13 protein-coding genes, 1 tRNA gene and 1 riboswitch are annotated in these 19,369 nt (G+C 46.9%); of the genes, 4 read left to right on the forward strand and 10 right to left on the reverse strand.

Going from position 1 to position 19,369, the window contains the following annotated elements; translation table 11 throughout:
- Positions 1 to 112, forward strand: a riboswitch (SAM-I-IV-variant riboswitch).
- The 3 genes from M1D30_RS05330 to M1D30_RS05340 all read left to right on the forward strand — a co-directional run bounded on the left by M1D30_RS05330 (position 108) and on the right by M1D30_RS05340 (position 7,609).
- Complete coding sequence (locus tag M1D30_RS05330) at positions 108 to 521, forward strand: hypothetical protein (RefSeq protein ID WP_248507065.1); 414 nt, start codon at positions 108 to 110, stop codon at positions 519 to 521. Its footprint overlaps the riboswitch before it by 5 nt.
- Before the next feature lie 1,052 nt (positions 522 to 1,573).
- Positions 1,574 to 5,617 carry a phage tail tape measure protein gene (locus M1D30_RS05335; protein ID WP_248507068.1) on the forward strand — a complete coding sequence of 1,348 codons (4,044 nt, stop codon included), beginning with the start codon at positions 1,574 to 1,576 and terminating at the stop codon, positions 5,615 to 5,617.
- A gap of 3 nt (positions 5,618 to 5,620) precedes the next feature.
- On the forward strand, positions 5,621 to 7,609 hold the full coding sequence (locus M1D30_RS05340; RefSeq protein WP_248507069.1) for a hypothetical protein: 1,989 nt from the start codon (positions 5,621 to 5,623) through the stop codon (positions 7,607 to 7,609).
- Here the strand turns inward: M1D30_RS05340 and M1D30_RS05345 are convergent.
- The 6 genes from M1D30_RS05345 to M1D30_RS05370 form a co-directional block, all read right to left on the reverse strand.
- Entirely contained in the window at positions 7,602 to 8,759 is a 1,158-nt protein-coding gene (locus M1D30_RS05345) for a site-specific integrase (protein ID WP_248507071.1), read from the reverse strand. The two genes, M1D30_RS05340 and M1D30_RS05345, sit on opposite strands and share 8 nt — an antisense overlap.
- 337 nt (positions 8,760 to 9,096) lie before the next feature.
- Positions 9,097 to 9,170: transfer RNA gene (locus M1D30_RS05350), tRNA-Arg, on the reverse strand.
- A gap of 99 nt (positions 9,171 to 9,269) precedes the next feature.
- Entirely contained in the window at positions 9,270 to 10,907 is a 1,638-nt protein-coding gene (locus tag M1D30_RS05355) for a dipeptidase (protein ID WP_248507073.1), read from the reverse strand.
- 41 nt (positions 10,908 to 10,948) lie between these two features.
- Positions 10,949 to 11,824 carry a carboxylating nicotinate-nucleotide diphosphorylase gene (gene nadC / locus M1D30_RS05360; protein WP_248507074.1) on the reverse strand — a complete coding sequence of 292 codons (876 nt, stop codon included), beginning with the start codon at positions 11,822 to 11,824 and terminating at the stop codon, positions 10,949 to 10,951.
- Between the two features lie 26 nt (positions 11,825 to 11,850).
- The gene (locus M1D30_RS05365) at positions 11,851 to 12,351 is read right to left on the reverse strand and encodes an outer membrane beta-barrel protein (protein ID WP_248507077.1); all 501 of its coding nucleotides are present in this window, start codon (positions 12,349 to 12,351) and stop codon (positions 11,851 to 11,853) included.
- Positions 12,352 to 12,379: 28 nt separating this feature from the next.
- Entirely contained in the window at positions 12,380 to 13,747 is a 1,368-nt protein-coding gene (locus M1D30_RS05370; protein ID WP_248507079.1) for a carbon starvation protein A, read from the reverse strand.
- Positions 13,748 to 13,959: 212 nt separating this feature from the next.
- On the opposite strand from M1D30_RS05370, the gene M1D30_RS05375 reads away from it, so the two are divergent.
- Positions 13,960 to 14,583, forward strand: a complete 624-nt coding sequence (locus M1D30_RS05375) for a hypothetical protein (protein ID WP_248507082.1) — start codon at positions 13,960 to 13,962, stop codon at positions 14,581 to 14,583.
- Positions 14,584 to 14,672: 89 nt separating this feature from the next.
- Here the strand turns inward: M1D30_RS05375 and M1D30_RS05380 are convergent, their stop codons facing one another.
- The 4 genes from M1D30_RS05380 to recJ all read right to left on the reverse strand — a co-directional run bounded on the left by M1D30_RS05380 (position 14,673) and on the right by recJ (position 19,265).
- Positions 14,673 to 15,095, reverse strand: coding sequence for an Hsp20/alpha crystallin family protein (locus M1D30_RS05380; RefSeq protein ID WP_176944353.1), 423 nt, complete (start codon positions 15,093 to 15,095; stop codon positions 14,673 to 14,675).
- Between the two features lie 291 nt (positions 15,096 to 15,386).
- Positions 15,387 to 15,650 (reverse strand): GlsB/YeaQ/YmgE family stress response membrane protein, encoded by a 264-nt coding sequence (locus tag M1D30_RS05385; protein WP_248507084.1) that lies wholly within the window; start codon positions 15,648 to 15,650, stop codon positions 15,387 to 15,389.
- Between the two features lie 123 nt (positions 15,651 to 15,773).
- Complete coding sequence (locus M1D30_RS05390) at positions 15,774 to 17,480, reverse strand: ATP-dependent DNA helicase RecQ (RefSeq protein WP_248507087.1); 1,707 nt, start codon at positions 17,478 to 17,480, stop codon at positions 15,774 to 15,776.
- Positions 17,481 to 17,540: 60 nt separating this feature from the next.
- Positions 17,541 to 19,265 (reverse strand): single-stranded-DNA-specific exonuclease RecJ, encoded by a 1,725-nt coding sequence (gene recJ / locus M1D30_RS05395; protein WP_248507092.1) that lies wholly within the window; start codon positions 19,263 to 19,265, stop codon positions 17,541 to 17,543.
- Positions 19,266 to 19,369: the final 104 nt, after the last annotated feature.

Here is a 19,369-nt window from a genome sequence, read left to right on the forward strand (position 1 = left end):
TTATTGCATCAAGAGTGGCAATGTTTGCCCACCAACCGGCCAACTATCGTAGGCATCGGTGGTAAAATGATGTGAGTGAGATAAGTTTAACCCACTAAAGATTTACGATGATGGAAATCAGAAAGATTGAGAAAAGTGATTTAGTTTTGTTTCCACGCCTCCAGAGGCCTGGTCTAAAAGCCAAGCATGTTGCCTTCGAGTCCTTCAAGGCAGAGTTAAAACACATCGAAGGGCATGGCTCCTATTGGCTACTGTACCAGCAGGACAAGCCGCACCTTGTCGTGCACGTGCAGTTGCCAAAGAGTGAAGCCGAATTCGACAACATCCTTGGCTGGTGTCTTGGTCAGAACAAGTGGTGTGATTACATCGAGGGCGACCTCTCCTTCCTTTGCGTCATTGCAGGATACAATGCCGAGGAGCTTACACCCAAGTACCCAGACTTCTTCAAAGAGCGCGTTTACGCACTCTATGCTTCAGTCTATTGGTGGTACGAGTATGGCAAAGCCCTCCTAAAACAGTAGTTTCCCGCCGAAAGAGGCTGCGTAATCCGCAGTCACATTCGGCTATTTCTCACGCAGAAGTAAACAGGTAGAAAGAAAATCTGAGGCACGTTAAGGCTCAGCGAGCCACACTCTGCTTCAGATTTTCTTTATGCCCATTCACCTCTTCCAGTACCGCACAATGATGCGCATTCTATAGCATCACGCTCTGCTATGATGCCAATTACACCCTCACAAGCGAGGAGATTTGTGGGCAGACAAACATTGGCTATGATTTCAATCAAATAGATTGAGGTCGTAGCCAAAGATTGTCTTGATTGCCCGTTCCACAGGTACAACACGAAACCCTCTGACACGTCGGAGGGATTTCGTGTTGCACCCGTGGCTCTTTACCGCCCATTCGGGCGAAGCGGCTGCAAGCATCGTGGGCGGCTTTATCTGCAAAGCGTAACCCTTGACCTTTTTCGGGCGGTGTGTTGTCATCGGTGGAAATTGTGTGACCCTTTGCCCTTTTTCGGCACAAATGCCCGCTTTTATATAATAGTGCGACCTTTTACCCGTTCGGTGGATAGTTCTGCATCTTAAAGCGACTTTTTGGTCGTTCGGTGGATGGTTCTGCATTTTAGGGAGACTTTCGGCACTTTTGGAACATTGTGAGACTTCGAGGCTTCAATTAACAAATGAGACTTCCAAGCCTCAATTTCTTAACATTCGTTCACACTCTCAGCATATTCCGCACGGCTGAAGAGTCGGAAGAGGTTCGAGGAGGACAGGGCGCGTGGGGGGTCTCTACTCCGAGGGGTTAAGGGCGCTGCCCTTAACAATCCCGTAAGTCATTGATTATCAGCACTCGCAACAGTCTTTAACTTAACTATTTGCGATTTTCACAAATCCACAGCGCTTTTCTTGTGGATTTGTTGTGCTGTCAATGACTGGTGGATGCTGTGCCTCCCATACCTTCACCCAGTCAAGTCTCAGGCATGGGCATCTTCCACGTGTCTTTTATCATGCAGGCGTGTATGTGTACCTTTGTGGTTGTAATCCGTAACTCGAAATAATTAATCACATAAACTATGTCCGACATCAATACCAACGCAACTGTCACCCTTACCGTCAATGGCAAGCAGGCGCAGGATATGCTGGATAACCTAAAAAAGAAATCCTTTGAGCTGGAGAAAGCCATTGAGAATGCAGCTAAGGCAGGAAACAAGGCAGATTTGAAGAAGCTCCAGAGGGAACTGAAGCAGACCAACCGCCAGATTTCGCAAATAGAATCGGCGGCTGTCGGTGTGGAAAAGGTACTGAAGAACCTCGATAAGGCTACACCGAAGGAGTTAAACAAGACGCTCTACACCTTGAAGCAGCAGCTCAACGGTATAGAGCGTGGCACCGTTGAATGGAACCGTCAGGCTGAAGCAATCAAAAAGGTAAAAGCAGAAATAGCCCGTGTCAACGCTGACCTTATCGAAGGAGAAGGTTTCTGGGACCGCTTCAACCGCAAGATGAACGACTGGCAAACAACCCTGATGGGTATGATTGCTGCCGTTACAGGACTGATTATGGCCGGACGTTCTGCTGTCAAGGCGTTTGCGGACATGGACGCAGAGATGGCCAACGTCCGCAAATTCACGGGTATGAGCAAGGAACAGGTGGAGGACCTGAACGAAGAGTTCAAGAAGATGGACACCCGTACCGCCCGCGAACAGCTGAACGTACTTGCGGAGGAAGCGGGTAAGCTTGGTAAGCAGTCGAAAGAGGATATTTTGGGCTTTGTTCGTGCTGCAGACCAAATAAACGTGGCTCTAGACGAGCTGGGCGACGGGGCAACCTTGACACTGTCAAAGTTGACCACGATATTCGGTGACGAAGAACGGCTGGGAACGGAGAAAGCACTGCTGTCCGTCGGTTCTGTCATCAACGAGCTCTCGCAGAACTGTACGGCATCGGCGCCATATTTGGCCAACTTCGCAAAGCGAATGGCTGGTGTTGGTGCCCAGGCGGAGATGACTATCCCGCAGATCATGGGCTTTGCGGCTGTCCTGGATTCTCAGGGACAGGCCGTAGAAATGTCGGCAACCGCCGTTTCTAAGCTCATCATGGATATGTTCAAGCAGCAGGATAAGGTCATCAAGGCCACTGGCATGAATGCCGAGAAGTTCAAGGAGGCTCTGGCAAAGGGTACTAATGAAGGCTTGCTCATGCTGCTTGATACCTTGAACAAACTGGGCAATATCGATGTACTTGCTCCAGTATTCAAGGATATGGGAGAGAACGGTGCCCGTGCAGCACAGGTCATTTCTGCTCTGGCTGGTAATCTGGATATGGTAAAATGGGAACAGGAGGAAGCTGCCAAGGCATTCGCCGAGGCTACTTCTGTTACCAAGGAATACAACGTACAGAACACCACGGTACAGGCTGGTCTGGATAAGGCCCGTAAGCGTGTCAAGGAGATGGCTATAGAGTTGGGCGAAAAGCTGCAGCCTGTGATGAAACATGTACTTTCATCTACCACGCTGATGCTGAAGTTCCTTTCTACGCTGGTGGATTTCGTCATCAAGTACAAGACTGTTTTGCTTACGCTGACTGTTGCGGTCGTTGGCTATTATACCGCTGTAAAGCTGCAATATCTTTGGTCACTTCGCTATATAGCAGTTCAGAAGTTAAAGGCTGCTGCATTGGTGGTAGAGGATGCTCTACTTGCTGCTTCCATCCTTAGGCACAAGGTGCTTCGTGGTGAGATTACTGCAGCTGCTGCAGCTCAGCTATACTTCAACAAGGTTTTGAAGATGAATCCAATGGGTGCAGCTATTGCCGCAGCCACTATCCTGATTGGGCTTTACGTGAAGTTTGCCAAATCAAGCAATGCAGCAGCCGAAGCGAAGAAGCGACTGTTGGAGGTTGAGGAAGAGGCAGACCGCAGCGCATACAATGAGATTTCAAAGATTGAGCGTCTGAGAAAGACTGTAGAGGACGAGACACTTTCCGTCAACAACAGACGAAAGGCCATCGAGGATCTTCAGCAGATTGTTCCAGGTTATCATGCCAGCATCTCTGAAGAGGGGCGACTGTATGGCCATAACGTGAAGATCTTGAAGAACTATACGGAACAGCTGAAGAACTCTGCCCGCATAAAAGCGGCTCTGGATAAGTTGCCAGAGGCAGAGAAAGAGCGTGATAAGTGGTTTAACGAGGCACCAGAAAACATTCAAGACGCCTATCTAAACGAGAAAATCTTTCATAAGTCTGAGACAGATGCCATGCGTGAGGCGACTGTCAGCCCTTCTGGCTACAGAGCTTGGAAAGCAAAGCTTCAGAAGCTGGATGCTGCAGTAGCCCAGTATAACAGTATCGTTGATACCATGACTGCCGCCAATCAGAAACTGGCGGACGAAGCTGCAGCACTTGGTGATAGCGGTAGCGGAGGTGGCAGCGGTGACTTCACACCGACTGTCAATACAGAGCCGAAAAAGGAAGAGCGCTTCAAGGAGGAAAAGGACTGGAAAGCCAAAGAGGAAGCGCTGAATCGTATCAGTTATGCTACAGGTAAGGCAAGCTATGAACAATACCAGAAGCGTATCTTGGAAATTGAAGTCGAGTACCAGAAGAAGATTCTGGAGCATAAAGACCTGACGGAACAGGAAAAGCTGGATGCTCAGGCAAGCTATTATGAGGCACAGCAAAAGCAGGTAGAGCAGCATACCAAGGTGACTGTTGAACAGGAAAACCAATTCTACAATGAAGCAGTAGCCCTTCAGAAGCAGCGCTATATCGATGGAGAGGTTTCAACAGAAGTCTATCAACAGACAATTGAACTGTTGGAGTTGAACCATCTACGCCGCATGAGCACAATGTATGACGAAGGAACTTCTGAATATGTACAGGCTCAGAAGGCATACCAAGACAAACTGATTTCCGACCAGAAGAAGCACCAGCAAGAGACGGAAACAGCCGAAAAGAAACACCAGGATTATCTCAGCCAAATCAAGAAAGATTATTTTGGTGACAACAAGGGTGAGCGCGTCAGCAAATATATGGCCGACCTGGAGGCATTGCGTCAGGTTTATGACCTGGAAGTTAAAGCAGCAGGTGACAGCGCACAGGAGAAATTGCGCATCGAAGAGGCATATCAGAAGGCGAAGAAGGCCTTGCGACATAAATACGGAATCGACGAGCTCGAGAATAACAAGAATTTCCTAGAGGAATGGACGGAGGACATGCAGGAATGGCTACAGTCGGACATGGGCAAGGCCGTCACTGGTTCCTTGGAAGTCATCAGTTCCGGAATGAGCAGCATCTTCCAACAGCTTTCTACTATTGTTCAGGCAGAAGCTGATATTCAGGTAGCAGCTATCGAGAAGCGCTACAAGACAGAAATCTCCAATGCAGAGGGTAATAACTACCAAGTGAAGAAGCTGGAGGAAAAGAAGGAAAAAGAGATTGCCAAGGTTAAGAACGAGGCCAACAAGAAGATGTATAAGATGCAAGTCATGCAGGCCATCGCTCAGACAGCTACGGCAGCACTTAATGCTTATAGTTCTGCAGCAGCTGTACCTGTCATCGGTTATATCCTGGCACCAATTGCCGCTGCTACAGCGGTTGCTGCAGGTCTGATGCAGGTAGAAGCCATTAAGAAACAGCAGGAAGCGGCCAGCGCACAAGGCTATGCCAAAGGTGGTTTTACCCCTGAAGGTAGAAAGAACGAGGTGGCCGGCGTCGTTCACAAAGGAGAATGGGTAGCATCGCAAGAGTTGCTGCAGTCCCCCGTAGCCCGCCCGATGATTGATGCCCTGGACTATGCCCAGCGAACGAACACTATAGGATCGTTACGCTCGGAGGATGTTTCAAGAAGCATCGTAGCTCCAAGCGTGTACGCACAGTCCAGTCAATCTTCGCCAACAGTTATAGTGCAGGCTCCAGAGAGCGATGCACAGACTGAAATAGCAGCCACTCATGCCGCCATGAAAGAATATGCCCTGGTCATGAGACAACTGAAAGACCGCCTGAACGAGCCTTTTGTAACTGTCAACACAGTTACTGGAGATACTGGTATCAAGCAGGCTCAGGATGAATATGAACAGCTGATGAGAAATAAAACCCCAAAATCAAGGAGAAAGTAATATATGGAAATCATAATCAACGGCAAACAGGCCTATCTGAAAAAGAATACATCATTTGAGTACATCTCTGAGAATCCTTTGTTTACAGGTTCTGATAGTTACACACTGACTATTACCTTTCCGCTGAAGGACTGTCCTGAGAACATCCGTATCTTCGGACATCTTCATCGTCAGGACGTAGAAAAGAATAAGGTGGTTTTCAACTGTGATATCAGGGACAAGGACTTTTTCAAGTCCGGTTCCATCGTCATCACTCAGATTTCAGAAGTAGAAGTAAAGACGCAGTTCTTGGAGGGTCGCTCTGAGCAGAACTTCGACGACACGTTTGACGATGTATACCTAAATCAGCTAAATCTCGGCTATCCCAGTGCAGAGCAGCGTAAGCCATCGTACATGACAGCTGCATCGGCATGGGATGTAGCCTATCCTTCAAGAAAATGGGTGGCACTTCCATGGGTGAATAACACTTCAGGGAACATACAGAATGCGGTGGAGAAAAATCAGTATGGCGATTTCATATGGTCAAGTGGACTTACTACACTGACATTCCAGCCATATCTTCTGCATATTCTGAACAAGATATGCCAGGTTATGGGGTATAAAGGGTACTTCGAGGCCATTGAGAACAGCCAATGGAAGTACTTGATTATCTGTAACACTCTGCCAGCTGCTTGGGCAGCCTGGAATTTTGCGATAGCACTGCCGCATTGGTCCCTTACAGAGTTCTTTGAGGAGTTGGAGAAACTGATGAAGGGTGAGTTCTGCATCAATCACAAGGCTAAGACAATTACGTTTGAGTTCTCGCACAAGATAGCCTACAAGGCCAAGAATGTGTACATAAATAAGGTGGTAAACAAATACTCTGTGGAGGTATCTCGGGAGAACAAGTCGGACTATCTGGGAGCTACGAACTTGGCATATGCAGAGAACGACAATAGGTTCTGGGCCTATCAGAGTTGTCAGTGGTATATCGACGAGCACAAGAAAGAGGTGCATGAATATGACAAGCTAACAGACCTGCTTGCCTATGCCAGAACTCAAAAGCAATGCGGCGTTGAGACCCACGAAACAGGAAGAGGCGGCACAAGCACAGCATATACTCGCGGCTATCCCAGAAATTCAGCAGCTCATGGATTATTCTATGCCAAGGACGTGGACACCTATTTTATTTTCTGGTGCTACAAGTCTGAGCTATACAAGAGCTTTCATATGTATAGTACAGATTCTGATTATAACTACTATATCTACACAAACCGTTTGATGCCGGTCAATCAGTTCGGACGCAGGACTGTTGACAAAGACGCAGAAGATGTTGAGATCAACATTGTGCCAGCATGGATTGACTATACTGAAGAGGATTTAGGCCCGTGCCTATTCCTTGAATGCGGTGAGATGGGTAGTGCAGAATCATGGTTAGAAGAGACCGATGAAGACGGTAATACAACAGGTGGATTTAATCCTGGCAGTGGAGAAGGTTCATTTGGAGGTGGCAGAAGAGTAAATAGCTCTGGAATCGGTTTCGGACGAGCTAACGACGATGATGATACAGACTATAACAGTGGTGCATTGGCTCAGACTAATGCAGGAAGAGCCATTGCAAAGGGTGAACAGGAAAAAAACGATGCTTACTTCGATAAGCTATATGTGGGTTTCTGGTCTGGTCGTATATTCGGTACATACGACAGACTGCCGCATCCCATGGTAGATAAACTGGAAATCAATGATGACTTTTCTGTAACTAAATCCAGCTATTCGCTTCGCATCAATCAGGAGCAGAATAAGGATAAGGACGGAATCCCTTTGAAGTACACATACAATATAGACAATAAGAAGAAATACACCTTCTCGTTTTTGAGCGATTTAATTCCTGACCCAAGGGCTCTTTTCTATATAGACGGCAGCAAGTATGTCTGTGAGAAAATAACAGCGACCTTCCATGAGGGTACAGGAAAGTCGCAGTTACTAAAGGGCGTTTTCTATAAAGTCATTTGATTAGCGTTGCCAGTTTCTCGGAATGAACAATCATTGGCTTCTTCAGCACTTTTCCGTAGATTTGGGTAGTCTTGACGTCTCTGTGACCCAGAGCTCTGGCCACCTTATCTATCGGGAAATCATAGGTGAGAAGCAGAGTCGCAAATGAATGGCGAGCAACATGGCAGGTGATTTCCTTGTTTATCTCCAGTTTATCCTGCAGCAAGTGCAGATAATCATTGAGCTTCTGATTGGTTATTGTAGGCAGTCTGAAATTGTACTTCTCCAGAACAGCCATAGCAGGAGGGAGAATTGGCGTATAGTACTTTGAGCCAGTCTTGGTACGTTCGCCATCGATGTAATACAGTTCACCTTCTTTCTCTGTCATAGTGTAGAAGTCGAAACTGCTCATGTCAATGTAGGCCAATCCTGTATATGCCATGAAGATGAACAAATCACGTACACGTGTCAGCTTATCAGACAAATTGGTGGCATTGCGGAGTTTGAGAAGTTCTTCCTCTGTCAGTGGCTGACGCTCCTTAGAACTTCCTCGCTTTATCTCGAACTGATTGTAAGGATCGCTGGGAATCATTTCACTGCGCCAAAGCATATTGGTGTACTTGTGAATCTTCTTGTGATAATTGCAAATGGTAGCCTGGCACTTGTCACCTTGATTGTGGAGGTATTCATCATATTTCTGAAGGTTATAGGGAGTCAGGTCATAGAGAGTCTTGATGATTCCGCTATTCTTCAGACTGTCAACCACCACCTGAATGTTACGACGTGAACCAGAACGAAGACCTTCCTTATCAAGATAGTCTTCTACATACTCAATGAAGCTCTGGTGCTGGTCGACACCTTTGAACATGTACTTTCCTGCTTCGTCATTAGCTGACTTAGCTTCATTCATGTAAACATGATGATTGAAATTGTCGACTGTCATGTCTTCACCAAGTGTCTTCATTGCAGTGACAATCTGCTCGTAGCGCTTCATCTTAGCAACTACGAATTTGTCAAGAGCAGCACTTTCCCAGTTGTCGGGTGTACCTTCTCCTACAGCCTCATACTTACGTTCAGTCCTGGCGAGATAAACGTAGATTTCAATTTTTCCATACCCAGTTTTGGTTGCTGAGCCTTTTCGGTCAAAGACCAATCTTACACTCTTGTTCATAATTTAACTTTTTTTTATGCAGAGAGATGGGTCATTTTTCGCAAAAAGGGGACTTTTTGAGACGCTTTTTCAGAATTCACGGCCAGAAAGCGGCAAAAAAGCAGCTCGCTGGTAACACAATTCTGAAGTGCGGTAACACAATTGGTAACACAAACACTATATTCTGGGCAATTCCATCCAGTTCCGTTCAGTTCCAAATGAGTCCAAATCAACTGCGCTGTTCAACATTCTGTTAATTTGCTGAGAACTGGATATTTTCTAATAGAAATCGAGCTTATAACTCGAGTATTTAAAGGAAAAATGACAAGCACTGTGGCTTGTCATTCTCTTTCCTTTGTGATTCCGGCGGGATTCAAACCCACAACCTTCTGATCCGTAGTCAGATGCTCTATTCAGTTGAGCTACGGAACCATCGTTCCTTGTTTGCGGGTGCAAAGGTACGCACTTTTTTTTAGTTCACCAATTTTTTTCGGTACTTTTTTCAAAAAAAGTGGTATTTTTGCCTTTGCATCATGGCTTTTGGAACTTTTCGCCGGTTTGTTTGACCAATTCGCGTGCGTATTTCTGTGAATAGCCGGGGCGTTTTACTGTTGAGCCGAGGCCATATTTTGTGCGTGTGAACTGGCCATTCTCCTCGGGCTTGATGGTCATATCGTTGTACTTCACGATGAGATAGGTGGCCAATTGGCGCCAGCGGGCCAGCATCTGGTCGGCCTTCTGGGCTGTATAGGCTGTGAGATACTTGGTGCGGGCAGCCTCGTCGAGTGTGAGTGCCTTGTCCTCGACCTCCTTCTGTGCACGGAAATATGAGTTGTCGAGCGAATCGCGCACCTCCTTCAAGCTGGGGAAGAGCATCGAATAGCGTGGATAGACCATGTTGCTGACCCAGTTCTGCACCCAGAAGGCATTGTCCATCGAGAAGTTGAGATCGTCGGCTCCAGGTGTGTTGTAGGGGCGGGGCGACTCGGTGGTGCAGCAATAGACGGGGGTGAAGGGCACCATGTTGCCATCGTCGTTGGCAAACCAGAAGCAGCCACCAATCTGGCGGGGCAACCACGAACGCATCTGAGAGACGAAGACGAAGCCTGCCTGCTGAGTGGATACGGGGCGCTCGTTGAAGTATTCCTTGCCATCGACCTTAAAATAAAGTGGTGTGGGGCGATAGGGCATCTCCCAGATGCCACCACCCATGTCCTGGTCGAGCGAGAAGGGGGTGTTCTCGAAATGGTCGCGCATGGCTGCCTCAACATCCTGCACGGTGAGTTTCTTGTTGGGCTTCACCCACAGGGGCATGGCCTCGGCATTGGCATCCTTGCCCTCGGCCCAGGGGATATAACGGTCCATGCCGTCGGCATAGCGATTGAAGAACTGCCATACGCGAGCGTCGCAGATGCGACGACCCGAGAAGTCGGGAGCGGCATAGGCAGCATTATACGAGAAATCCTCGTCCTTGCCCTTGAACCAGCCCATCTTGCGGGCGTATGAGACGACGTTCTTGGAATAGCGCACGTTCTCCTTGTCCTTCATGTTGAACTTGGTGATGCGACTCTGGTTGGCATGGCCACAGATCATGTCGTCGGGGATGCGCAAGGCCACCCATACCGTGCGGCCCTTCTCGATCTTACGGTCGCTGGCGCAACCCATCATCTCCATGATCCACGCCTCGTTGGGGTCGCAAATGGTAAATGTCTCACCTTCAGAGTTGTAGCCATATTTTTCGACGAGTGATGTCATGACGTCGATGGCCTCGCGAGCTGTCTTTGAGCGCTGGAGGGCAATATAGATGAGCGAGCCATAGTCGATGATGCCTGTGGTGTCGACCATCTCTTCGCGTCCGCCAAAGGTTGTCTCGCCAATGGTTACCTGCCACTCGTTGATATTACCGATGACGTTATAGGTTTCCTCGGCTTCGGGGATTTCGCCTCCATATTTATTCGTATCCCAGTCGTATACCTGGCGCATGGTGCCTTTGGGGTGTTTGCCTGCGGGATAGTGAGCCAAGCCTTGGAACATGCCGTAGCTATCGGCGCTATATGAGCAGATGACCGAACCATCGTAGGAAGCCTTTTTGCCTACGATAAAATTAGTACAGGCCATAGCTCCTGCTGAAGCTAGGAGCATGGCCGAGAGAATAAGTTGTTTTTTCATTATTTGTTTGATAGTCAGTTTGTTAGTGTGGGTAGTTGAAACTATTTGATAATCAGTTTGTCGCTACCAGCAGCCTTAAAACTCATGTCTAGTCCTTTAACACTATGGGTGAGCGCACCGAAGGAAATGAAGTCGACGCCAGCCTTGGCATAGGGAATCATGGTGTCGTAGGTGATTCCTCCGCTTGACTCTGTTTCTGCGCGTCCGTTAACAATCTTCACCGCCTTCTCGGTATCCTCGGGCGTGAAGTTGTCGAACATGATGCGATCGCAGCCCTCGGCCAGTGCCTCGTCGAGCTCCTTAAAGTTGCGCACCTCGCACTCAATCTTCAGGTCCTTGCCGTTGTCCTTGCAATATTGCTTGGCGCGACTGATGGCATTATGAACACCTCCGCAGAAGTCAATGTGATTGTCCTTAAGGAGAATCATGTCGAAGAGTCCGATGCGATGGTTCATGCCACCACCAATCTTAACAGCCTCTTTCTCGAGCATGCGCATGCCGGGAGTGGTCTTGCGCGTGTCGAGCACGCGTGTCTTGGTGCCAGCGTCGATGAGTGCCTGCTGATATTTGTGCGTCATCGTTGCAATGCCACTCATGCGCTGCAGGATGTTGAGCATCAGGCGCTCGGTTTGCAGCAGACTCTGTTCGCGACCCTTGACGCTCATGACAATATCGCCTGGCATGACGTGGGTGCCGTCCTGGATATAGACCTCGACCTGCAGTTCTGGGTCAAAGCGTTTGAATACTTCCTTGGCAATCTCTACGCCAGCAAAGATACCCTCTTCCTTGATGAGCAACTTCGACTCGCCCATGGCATCCTTGGGAATGCAGCAAAGGGTGGTGTGGTCTCCGTCGCCAATGTCCTCGGCGAAAGCGAGGTCAATTAGTTTGTCATTTAGTTCTTCTACACTTAACATATAAAAATTCAAATACCTATTGTATATTATTCAAAGTAAATACCAATGCCAATGCGGATGCCAAAGCCACTATACTCCGTTACATCCTTTGTGCTGAGGTTATAATATACCTCGGGTTCGATGGTCACGGTGCGATTCAGGAAATAGGCGTAGCCACACTGTACGCTGGGCACAAAGTCCTCGTAGACGGGATTGTTCATGTAATTGGCACCAGCACCCAGATACAATCCGTTTTGCTCAATATAGTAACGCAGACCGGCACCGATGGTGAAGGTGTTGTCGCCCTTCTTATGCCAGTCATAACCCAGTGTGCCTGTAATCATCCAATCGTCCTCAAAGAGATATCCGCATTTTGCACTCAGGTCCATGTGCCAACTTTGATTCTTGCTCCAATTGAAGTCGAAGTTCGACAGACTGGCAGATGCATAGATTTTATCCTGAGCGAATGGCAGACGGTCTTGCGTCTGAGCCTGCGATGCTGCCGAGAATGTTAGGGCGCAAAGCAAAGATAACAGTAGTTTTTTCATAATAATTATATTTAAAAATGAGTAATTCTTAGAAAATCTGCTCGGCAAAGAGGTAGACCAGGCTGACCACCGTCATGAACACGGCAGGGATAAGCGATATCCAGTAGTTCTTCTTTTGCTGATAGAGATAGACGGTGATGGCCCAGAGCGTGAAGACGGACAATGTTTGATTACCCCATCCAAACCAACTCCAGATGACGTCGAAGCCCTTGGGGTTGGCCATCTGCCAGATGAGCAGGGCGGTGACTGCCGCGAACATGGGGATGCAGACGTAGAGACGCTTGCGCACGCTCTTCTGGTCGAGGTGGATGAAGTCGGCAATGATGAGTCGGGCTGAGCGCAGGGCGGTGTCGCCACTGGTGATGGGTGCAGCCACCACACCAAGAATAGCCAAAATACTACCAAAGAGACCCAGCCAGTTCTCACATATCATATTGACGATGGCAGGTGCCTTGCTGACGACAGCCTCACCACCAGGTATTAATTTGTAGCCAGGCATGGGCTCGTTGTAGAAAAAATACATAGCTACAGTTGCCCAGATTAGCGCCACAAGACCTTCAGTAATCATTGCTCCATAAAAGATAGGACGTCCCATCTTTTCACTCTTCACACAGCGTGCCATCAACGGACTCTGTGTGGCGTGGAAGCCACTGATAGCACCACAGGCAATGGTGATAAACAGACAGGGGAAAACATTCTTTTGGGTGAGTAATTCACCATGTACGCCCTCCCAAATCTCAGGGATATGAGGCATCTTCACAAAAAGCATGACCATCAATGCTACTGCCATAAATAGCAGAGAAAAGGCAAACAAGGGGTAAATCTTTCCGATAATCTTATCGATAGGCATCATTGTGGCAATGATATAATAGAAGAAAATGGCGATAATCCAGAAAGTGCTGTTGCTCAGTATCTCAACACTTGGTATATCATCTTGACACAGTTTCTGTAACAACGAGGCTGGACTATACACAAACACAGCACCTACCATCATTAACAGGAATACTGAGAAAATCAACATCACCTGCTTAGGCGCATTGCCCAGATATTTACCAATAATCTCCGGAAGGTTGGCACCTCCGTTGCGTATTGAGAGCATACCACTCATGTAGTCGTGCATGGCACCCGCAAAGATACAGCCAAAGACAATCCATAGATAGGCTACCGGTCCGAACTGAGCACCCATGATGGCACCGAAGATGGGGCCTGTTCCCGCAATGTTGAGGAACTGTATCATGAAAATTTTCCATGAAGGCAGCACCATAAAGTCCACACCATCGGCCTTGGCAATGGCAGGCGTAGGTCTGTCGTCAGGTCCGAAAACTCTTTCCACAAAACGGCCATAAATGAAATAGCCTAATACAAGAGCGACAAGGCTCAAAATGAACGTAATCATTTCTGCATTTCTTTTATCGAATTGATGTTGCAAATTTAGGTATTTTTTTTCGAAAACAAAGTATTCTAATATCGTTTTTTGAAAAAAACTACCTATATAGTAGGATGTTGATGGTATTTATATTTAAGAATATCAATTTTTTTGAGTAACTTTGCAGCCCAGAATCAGCATTGTGGTGATGCTGCATGAATGAAGATTGGTAAAATTGTAATATGAAAAGAATATTTATACTGTTAGTGGTTGCACTTAACATGGTGTTTTCTTATGCGCAAACTGGATCGCAGCAAAATGAGGCGCGTAAGGCCTTCGATAAGGTATATAATATGGTGTTTGGCCCGCAGGGCTCGACGCTGCGCTATGATGTTAATATCATAGGACTCTATAAGACGCATGGCACCATATGGTATAAAGGGAAAAAACAGCGTTTCTCGGATGAACGTGTGAATACATGGAATGATGGAACGACAGCCTATATGGTGTTCCGAAAGAAAAAGACGGTTGAGATTCATGAGGCAAACTCGGACAAGAAGGACAAGTATTCTGGTAAGTTTAAATTCAGTCTTGACGATTTTGACTATAGCATGAAGAAGGAGGGGGCTGACTTACTCTTTATCTTGAAACAACATAAAAAGGCCAAAGGTACAATCAAGGAAGTTCGTGCTTTGGTTGACGCAAAGACACTGACACCAAAGTTTGTTAAACTGAAAGTGGCTCTGTTTTGGGCAAAGATAAAGATCAGCAATTTTAAATCGGGGGGTATATCAGACGATATGTTTGTCTTTCCTGCCAAGAACTATAAAGAGGGCTACAAGTGGATTGATAAGCGCAACGAGTAGGGGGGGCTTATAATAACAATAATCCACTATAAAAGAATCCCTGGCCTGCAAAGCAAGTCAGGGATTTAATATCTAACAAGATGAACTGTTTACGAGACCTCAATGGCCTTTGTGACTTTCTCCTTCGGTTCGGTCTTTGGCATGGTGATGGTCAGGATGCCGTCCTCCACCTTGGCAGAAATCTTGTCGCGGACCACATCATCAGGCAGCGTGTAGTTCTGCTCGTAGTTCGAATAGCTGAACTCACGGCGCAGGTAGTGACGGTGACTGTCCTCATGCTTGTGCTCCTGTTTGTTCTCAATGGCGATGGTGAGGTTGCCCTCGTCATTGATGCCTACGCGGCAATATTCTTTCTTGATGCCTGGAGCTGCAAGTTCCATCGTGTAGGCCTTCTCACTCTCCTTGACATTGACTGCGGGTGCTGTACTGTTGGCACGAGGCATCCAATCATTGTTAAAGAAATCCTCAAATACTGTTGGCATCCAACTGTTCTGAAACATTACTGGTAACATAATCAATACCTCCTAATTATACTTTTAGTTTAACTTATTTGTTCTTGATTGCCTCGGCTTTCGCTCTGGCTTTCACCAACAAATAAGCAAAGTATATGCCCATGCGAAAAAACACTAGTGGCCTTGTCAAAATGGCACGGATTTTAAACTCGCTTAAACAATGCTGACAATTCCTTAAACTCAATTAAACATGACTGACATTTCTTTAAACTCCCTTAAACATTGGACGGAAATTCTGTCAGTCTTCAGGTCCAAAACTTTTTTTCTCCTGTCTGCTAATCGTCAGCATACTCAATCAAACAGTTTCTTCCAAATCCACAATACAGTTACGGCACCTGCCACACAGAACACGAAGTTGGTAAGATATCCCTTGCCAAACAGTTCGATGTTAAGCAAATGACTGATGAAAGTACCTGCATAACTGCCTACGATGCCTACAACGAAGTTCATGCAGCAGCCCTTGCCCTCACCGCTCATAATGCGGTTGGCAACATAGCCAATACATATTCCCGTCAATATCGGCCAAGCCGTAAAATCTGCGATGTGTTCTAACATATCTATCACAATTCTTCTTAAATGCTATTGCAAAGTTAGTCAAAATTCCCTATTATTTTGTATCTTCCCTCTGACCCTGCCGACTATGACGGCGAGGTTTCAATAGGCTCTAAATTTAACGAGTTAATGGCGTTCCTTGAGGCAAACGTCGCATACTCCGCAATCTTTTGACTGCGTTTCTCCGAAATATTTCAGTAGTAGGCGACTTCTGCAAATAAGGTCGCTTGTGGCATATTCCAGCATTTTGTTGATACGTTCGATGTAGCGTTCCTTAAGATTGTCGTAGATTTCTGGACCGATGACTATATGTTCTGATAATTCGCGACGCTGGGTGTAACGTATAAACGGAATGTGCTTTTGGGGAATGAAATTCAGAATGCGCTTTTGGGTAAGCGAACGTAGTGTCATATAGACCTGAGGCTTGGTCAGAGCACATTGTTCGGCTATCAGACTCTCGTCTATATATCCATAGTCTTGGAACAGACCCGTATAGTTGCGGAGTAAAGCCGTGATAACGGCATCTTCCTGAGCACCATTACCATTTAGACGATATAGCTCGTCGCGCCCTATGATAAACATCACCCTGGCTTGTGTGTCGTCCTCTTCGCGATAGTCAATGTAGCCTGCACGGGTAAGAATTTGCAAGGCTGATATCGTGGGAATGGGGAAACGCTTGAATGTGCGGCAAAAACGGTCGATTGGAAACTCGAACGTGGTATTATAGCCCGAGCCTACGCCAATCTGATAAAAATAGGCTAACTGGTCGTATATGGCGCGAACATAGTCTTTTTCAGGGAATGTATCGGCAATGCGCTTCTTTAGTTTTGTCTTGTCGCTTGCGTCGTACAAAAGTACGGCATAGGCTTTTTGTCCATCGCGACCGGCACGTCCTGCTTCCTGGAAATAGGCCTCCAAACTGTCTGGACAATCCATGTGGATAACAACACGTACGTCGGGCTTGTCAATGCCCATGCCAAAGGCATTCGTGGCCACCATTACCCGTATCTGGTTCGTTTGCCATTGGTGTTGACGCTGGTCTTTTACCTTGTTCTCGAGGCCTGCGTGAAAGGATGTTGCCAGGATGCCTGCCTTGCATAAAAGGTCGGCATATTCTTTCGTGTGTTTTCTGCTCCGTACGTATACAATGGCAGAGCCTTTGACGCGTTCCAGGATATGCACCATTTGTTGCTCCTTGTTGATGGTGGGGCGCACGACATAAGCGAGATTTTCGCGCTTGAAGCTCATTCGGAAAACGTTTTCCTGCTTGAAACCTAATCGTTTTTGAATGTCATCAACAACCTCTGGTGTTGCTGTTGCCGTAAGCGCTAATACCGGTACATTGGGCATGTCCTTACGTATGTCGGCAATTTGGAGGTAGGAGGGACGGAAATCGTAGCCCCATTGACTGATGCAATGGGCTTCGTCTACGCAGATGAAACTTACATTCATGTGACGCAGTTTCTGGCGGAATAAGTCGGACGATAGGCGTTCGGGCGATAAATATAATAGTTTTACTCCTCCAAAGATGGCATTTTCGAGTGTCACAATGATTTGTTCGTGACTCATGCCGGAATAGATGGCTGAAGCCTTGATGCCACGACTGCGCAGGTTTTGTACCTGATCTTTCATGAGGGCAATTAGAGGGGTGATAACGATACACACGCCTTCCGCGGCCAATGCTGGCACCTGAAAGGTAATGCTCTTGCCACCACCTGTTGGCATCAGACCTAGTGTGTCGTGTCCGCTGCCAATTGACTCTATGATGTCTCGCTGAATGCTGCGAAAACTGTCATAGCCCCAATATTTCTTTAGAATCAGTTCGTAGTTCATAATAAGTTTGTAGCTTATCATTCATAGTGCGTGACCCAACTGGGTACAGTGAATGATGTGCTACTCTTCTTCTGATGGCTTGATGTCTTCTATCTGCAGTTGTACTTCACCGCGCTTGTAGATATTCTCTTCAATGGTGTAGCAGATGTCGAACGAACGCTTTGATTTGATGTAGCGTGCTGCCTGACTCTGTCCGAAGGCGATGCCATTCATGACGTTCGATGAGCGTGAATCAACCAGTTCCAACTTGATGTGCTCTTGTTGTTTGCCAACAACCTTTGATGTGCCGTAGTCGTAAACACCATGCGTGCAGAACAATGGCTTTGGATTCTCAGGTCCGTGAGGAGCAAACTTTTTTAGGTCGTTGTGCATCTTTTTGGTGATATCCTTGAAATCTACCTCGGACTCGATGTCGAGTGTGGCCTCAGTCTGCTCAATGTGTATATGCTCGCTGACATATTGTTGGAAGCGTCTGCGGAATTCTGGAATGTTTTCCACTTTAAGCGAAAGACCTACAGCATAGGTGTGTCCACCGAAGTTCTCTAGTAGATCACGACAACTTTTTACGGCATCGTAAATATCGTAGCCAGCTACGCTTCGAGCTGATCCGGTGGCCATGCCGTCGTTGCATGAGAGGACTACTGTGGGACGGAAATACATGTCTGTCATTCTTGAGGCAACAATGCCCACAACGCCTTTCTTCCAACCTTCACCATAAAGAACAATGGCCGATTGATGCTCTTGACTTTCCAGACGAGCCACAATCTGGTTGGCTTCTTCGGTCATTTGCTTGTCAATATCTTTACGCTGCTCGTTGTATTCATTAATCAAAGAAGCCTCGGTCAATGCACGTTGAAAGTCTTTTTCAACCAATAAATCTACAGTCTCGATACCATTCTGTACGCGTCCGCTGGCATTGATGCGAGGGCCAATCTTGAAGATGATGTCGCTCATGGTGATCTCTCGGCCAGTGAGTCCGCATATCTCAATGATACTCTTTAGACCTACACTTGGGTTTTGGTTTAACTGCTTTAAACCGTGAAAAGCCAAAATGCGATTCTCTCCCATAACAGGCACAATATCAGCAGCGATGCTGACAGCGCAGAAATCGAGTAGGGGAATGAGCTGTGAGAATGGTATGCCATTGTTCTTGGCAAAAGCTTGCATAAACTTGAATCCTACACCACAGCCACACAAATCCTTGAATGGATAAGTAGAGTCAATGCGCTTGGGGTTTAGTATGGCTACTGCATTGGGAAGAACGTCATCTGGTACATGATGGTCGCAGATAATAAAGTCAATGCCAAGACTCTTGGCATAGTTTATTTCTTCAATAGCTTTAATGCCACAGTCTAGTACGATGATGAGTTTTACACCTGTCTCTGCGGCATAATCCAACCCTTTGCGGCTGATACCATAACCCTCTTCATAGCGGTCTGGGATGTAGTACTCGATATTCGAGTAGAATTGCTGAAGGAACTTGTACACCAACGCCACAGCTGTACATCCGTCAACGTCATAGTCGCCATAGACCATAATGCGCTCTTTTCTACCCATCGCATCATTAAGCCGGTCTACTGCTACATCCATGTCGTTCATCAGAAACGGATCAATGAGCTCGTTGAGCATTGGTCGAAAAAATCGTTTGGCAGCCGATTCCGTCTTGATGCCTCGCCTAATGAGTAGGTCGGCCAGTACGGGACTCATGCCAATTTTCTCAGCCAGCTCGTTTGCTTGTTGCTTGTGTTCTGGTGTAGGTTGTTCGTAATTCCATTTAAAGTTCATTATATTATTTTTTTTATCTGCGCTTTAGGGGCTAAAAGTGCCTATTAAGGCAAAATAGCACACAAAGGTAACGATAAAAAATGAAAAAACGGAAGAATCTGCTG

This window comes from Prevotella sp. E15-22 (genome assembly GCF_023204875.1).
Lineage (GTDB): Bacteria > Bacteroidota > Bacteroidia > Bacteroidales > Bacteroidaceae > Prevotella.

Coding starts and splice junctions, on each gene's coding strand:
- M1D30_RS05345 (WP_248507071.1), bottom strand. CDS start 8,759: ATGAACAAGAGTGTAAGATTGGTCTTTGACCGAAAAGGCTCAGCAACC.
- M1D30_RS05365 (WP_248507077.1), bottom strand. CDS start 12,351: ATGAAAAAACTACTGTTATCTTTGCTTTGCGCCCTAACATTCTCGGCA.
- nadC (WP_248507074.1), bottom strand. CDS start 11,824: ATGTTAAGTGTAGAAGAACTAAATGACAAACTAATTGACCTCGCTTTC.
- M1D30_RS05385 (WP_248507084.1), bottom strand. CDS start 15,650: ATGTTAGAACACATCGCAGATTTTACGGCTTGGCCGATATTGACGGGA.
- M1D30_RS05370 (WP_248507079.1), bottom strand. CDS start 13,747: ATGATTACGTTCATTTTGAGCCTTGTCGCTCTTGTATTAGGCTATTTC.
- M1D30_RS05340 (WP_248507069.1), top strand. CDS start 5,621: ATGGAAATCATAATCAACGGCAAACAGGCCTATCTGAAAAAGAATACA.
- M1D30_RS05375 (WP_248507082.1), top strand. CDS start 13,960: ATGAAAAGAATATTTATACTGTTAGTGGTTGCACTTAACATGGTGTTT.
- recJ (WP_248507092.1), bottom strand. CDS start 19,265: ATGAACTTTAAATGGAATTACGAACAACCTACACCAGAACACAAGCAA.
- M1D30_RS05330 (WP_248507065.1), top strand. CDS start 108: ATGATGGAAATCAGAAAGATTGAGAAAAGTGATTTAGTTTTGTTTCCA.
- M1D30_RS05390 (WP_248507087.1), bottom strand. CDS start 17,480: ATGAACTACGAACTGATTCTAAAGAAATATTGGGGCTATGACAGTTTT.
- M1D30_RS05335 (WP_248507068.1), top strand. CDS start 1,574: ATGTCCGACATCAATACCAACGCAACTGTCACCCTTACCGTCAATGGC.
- M1D30_RS05355 (WP_248507073.1), bottom strand. CDS start 10,907: ATGAAAAAACAACTTATTCTCTCGGCCATGCTCCTAGCTTCAGCAGGA.
- M1D30_RS05380 (WP_176944353.1), bottom strand. CDS start 15,095: ATGTTACCAGTAATGTTTCAGAACAGTTGGATGCCAACAGTATTTGAG.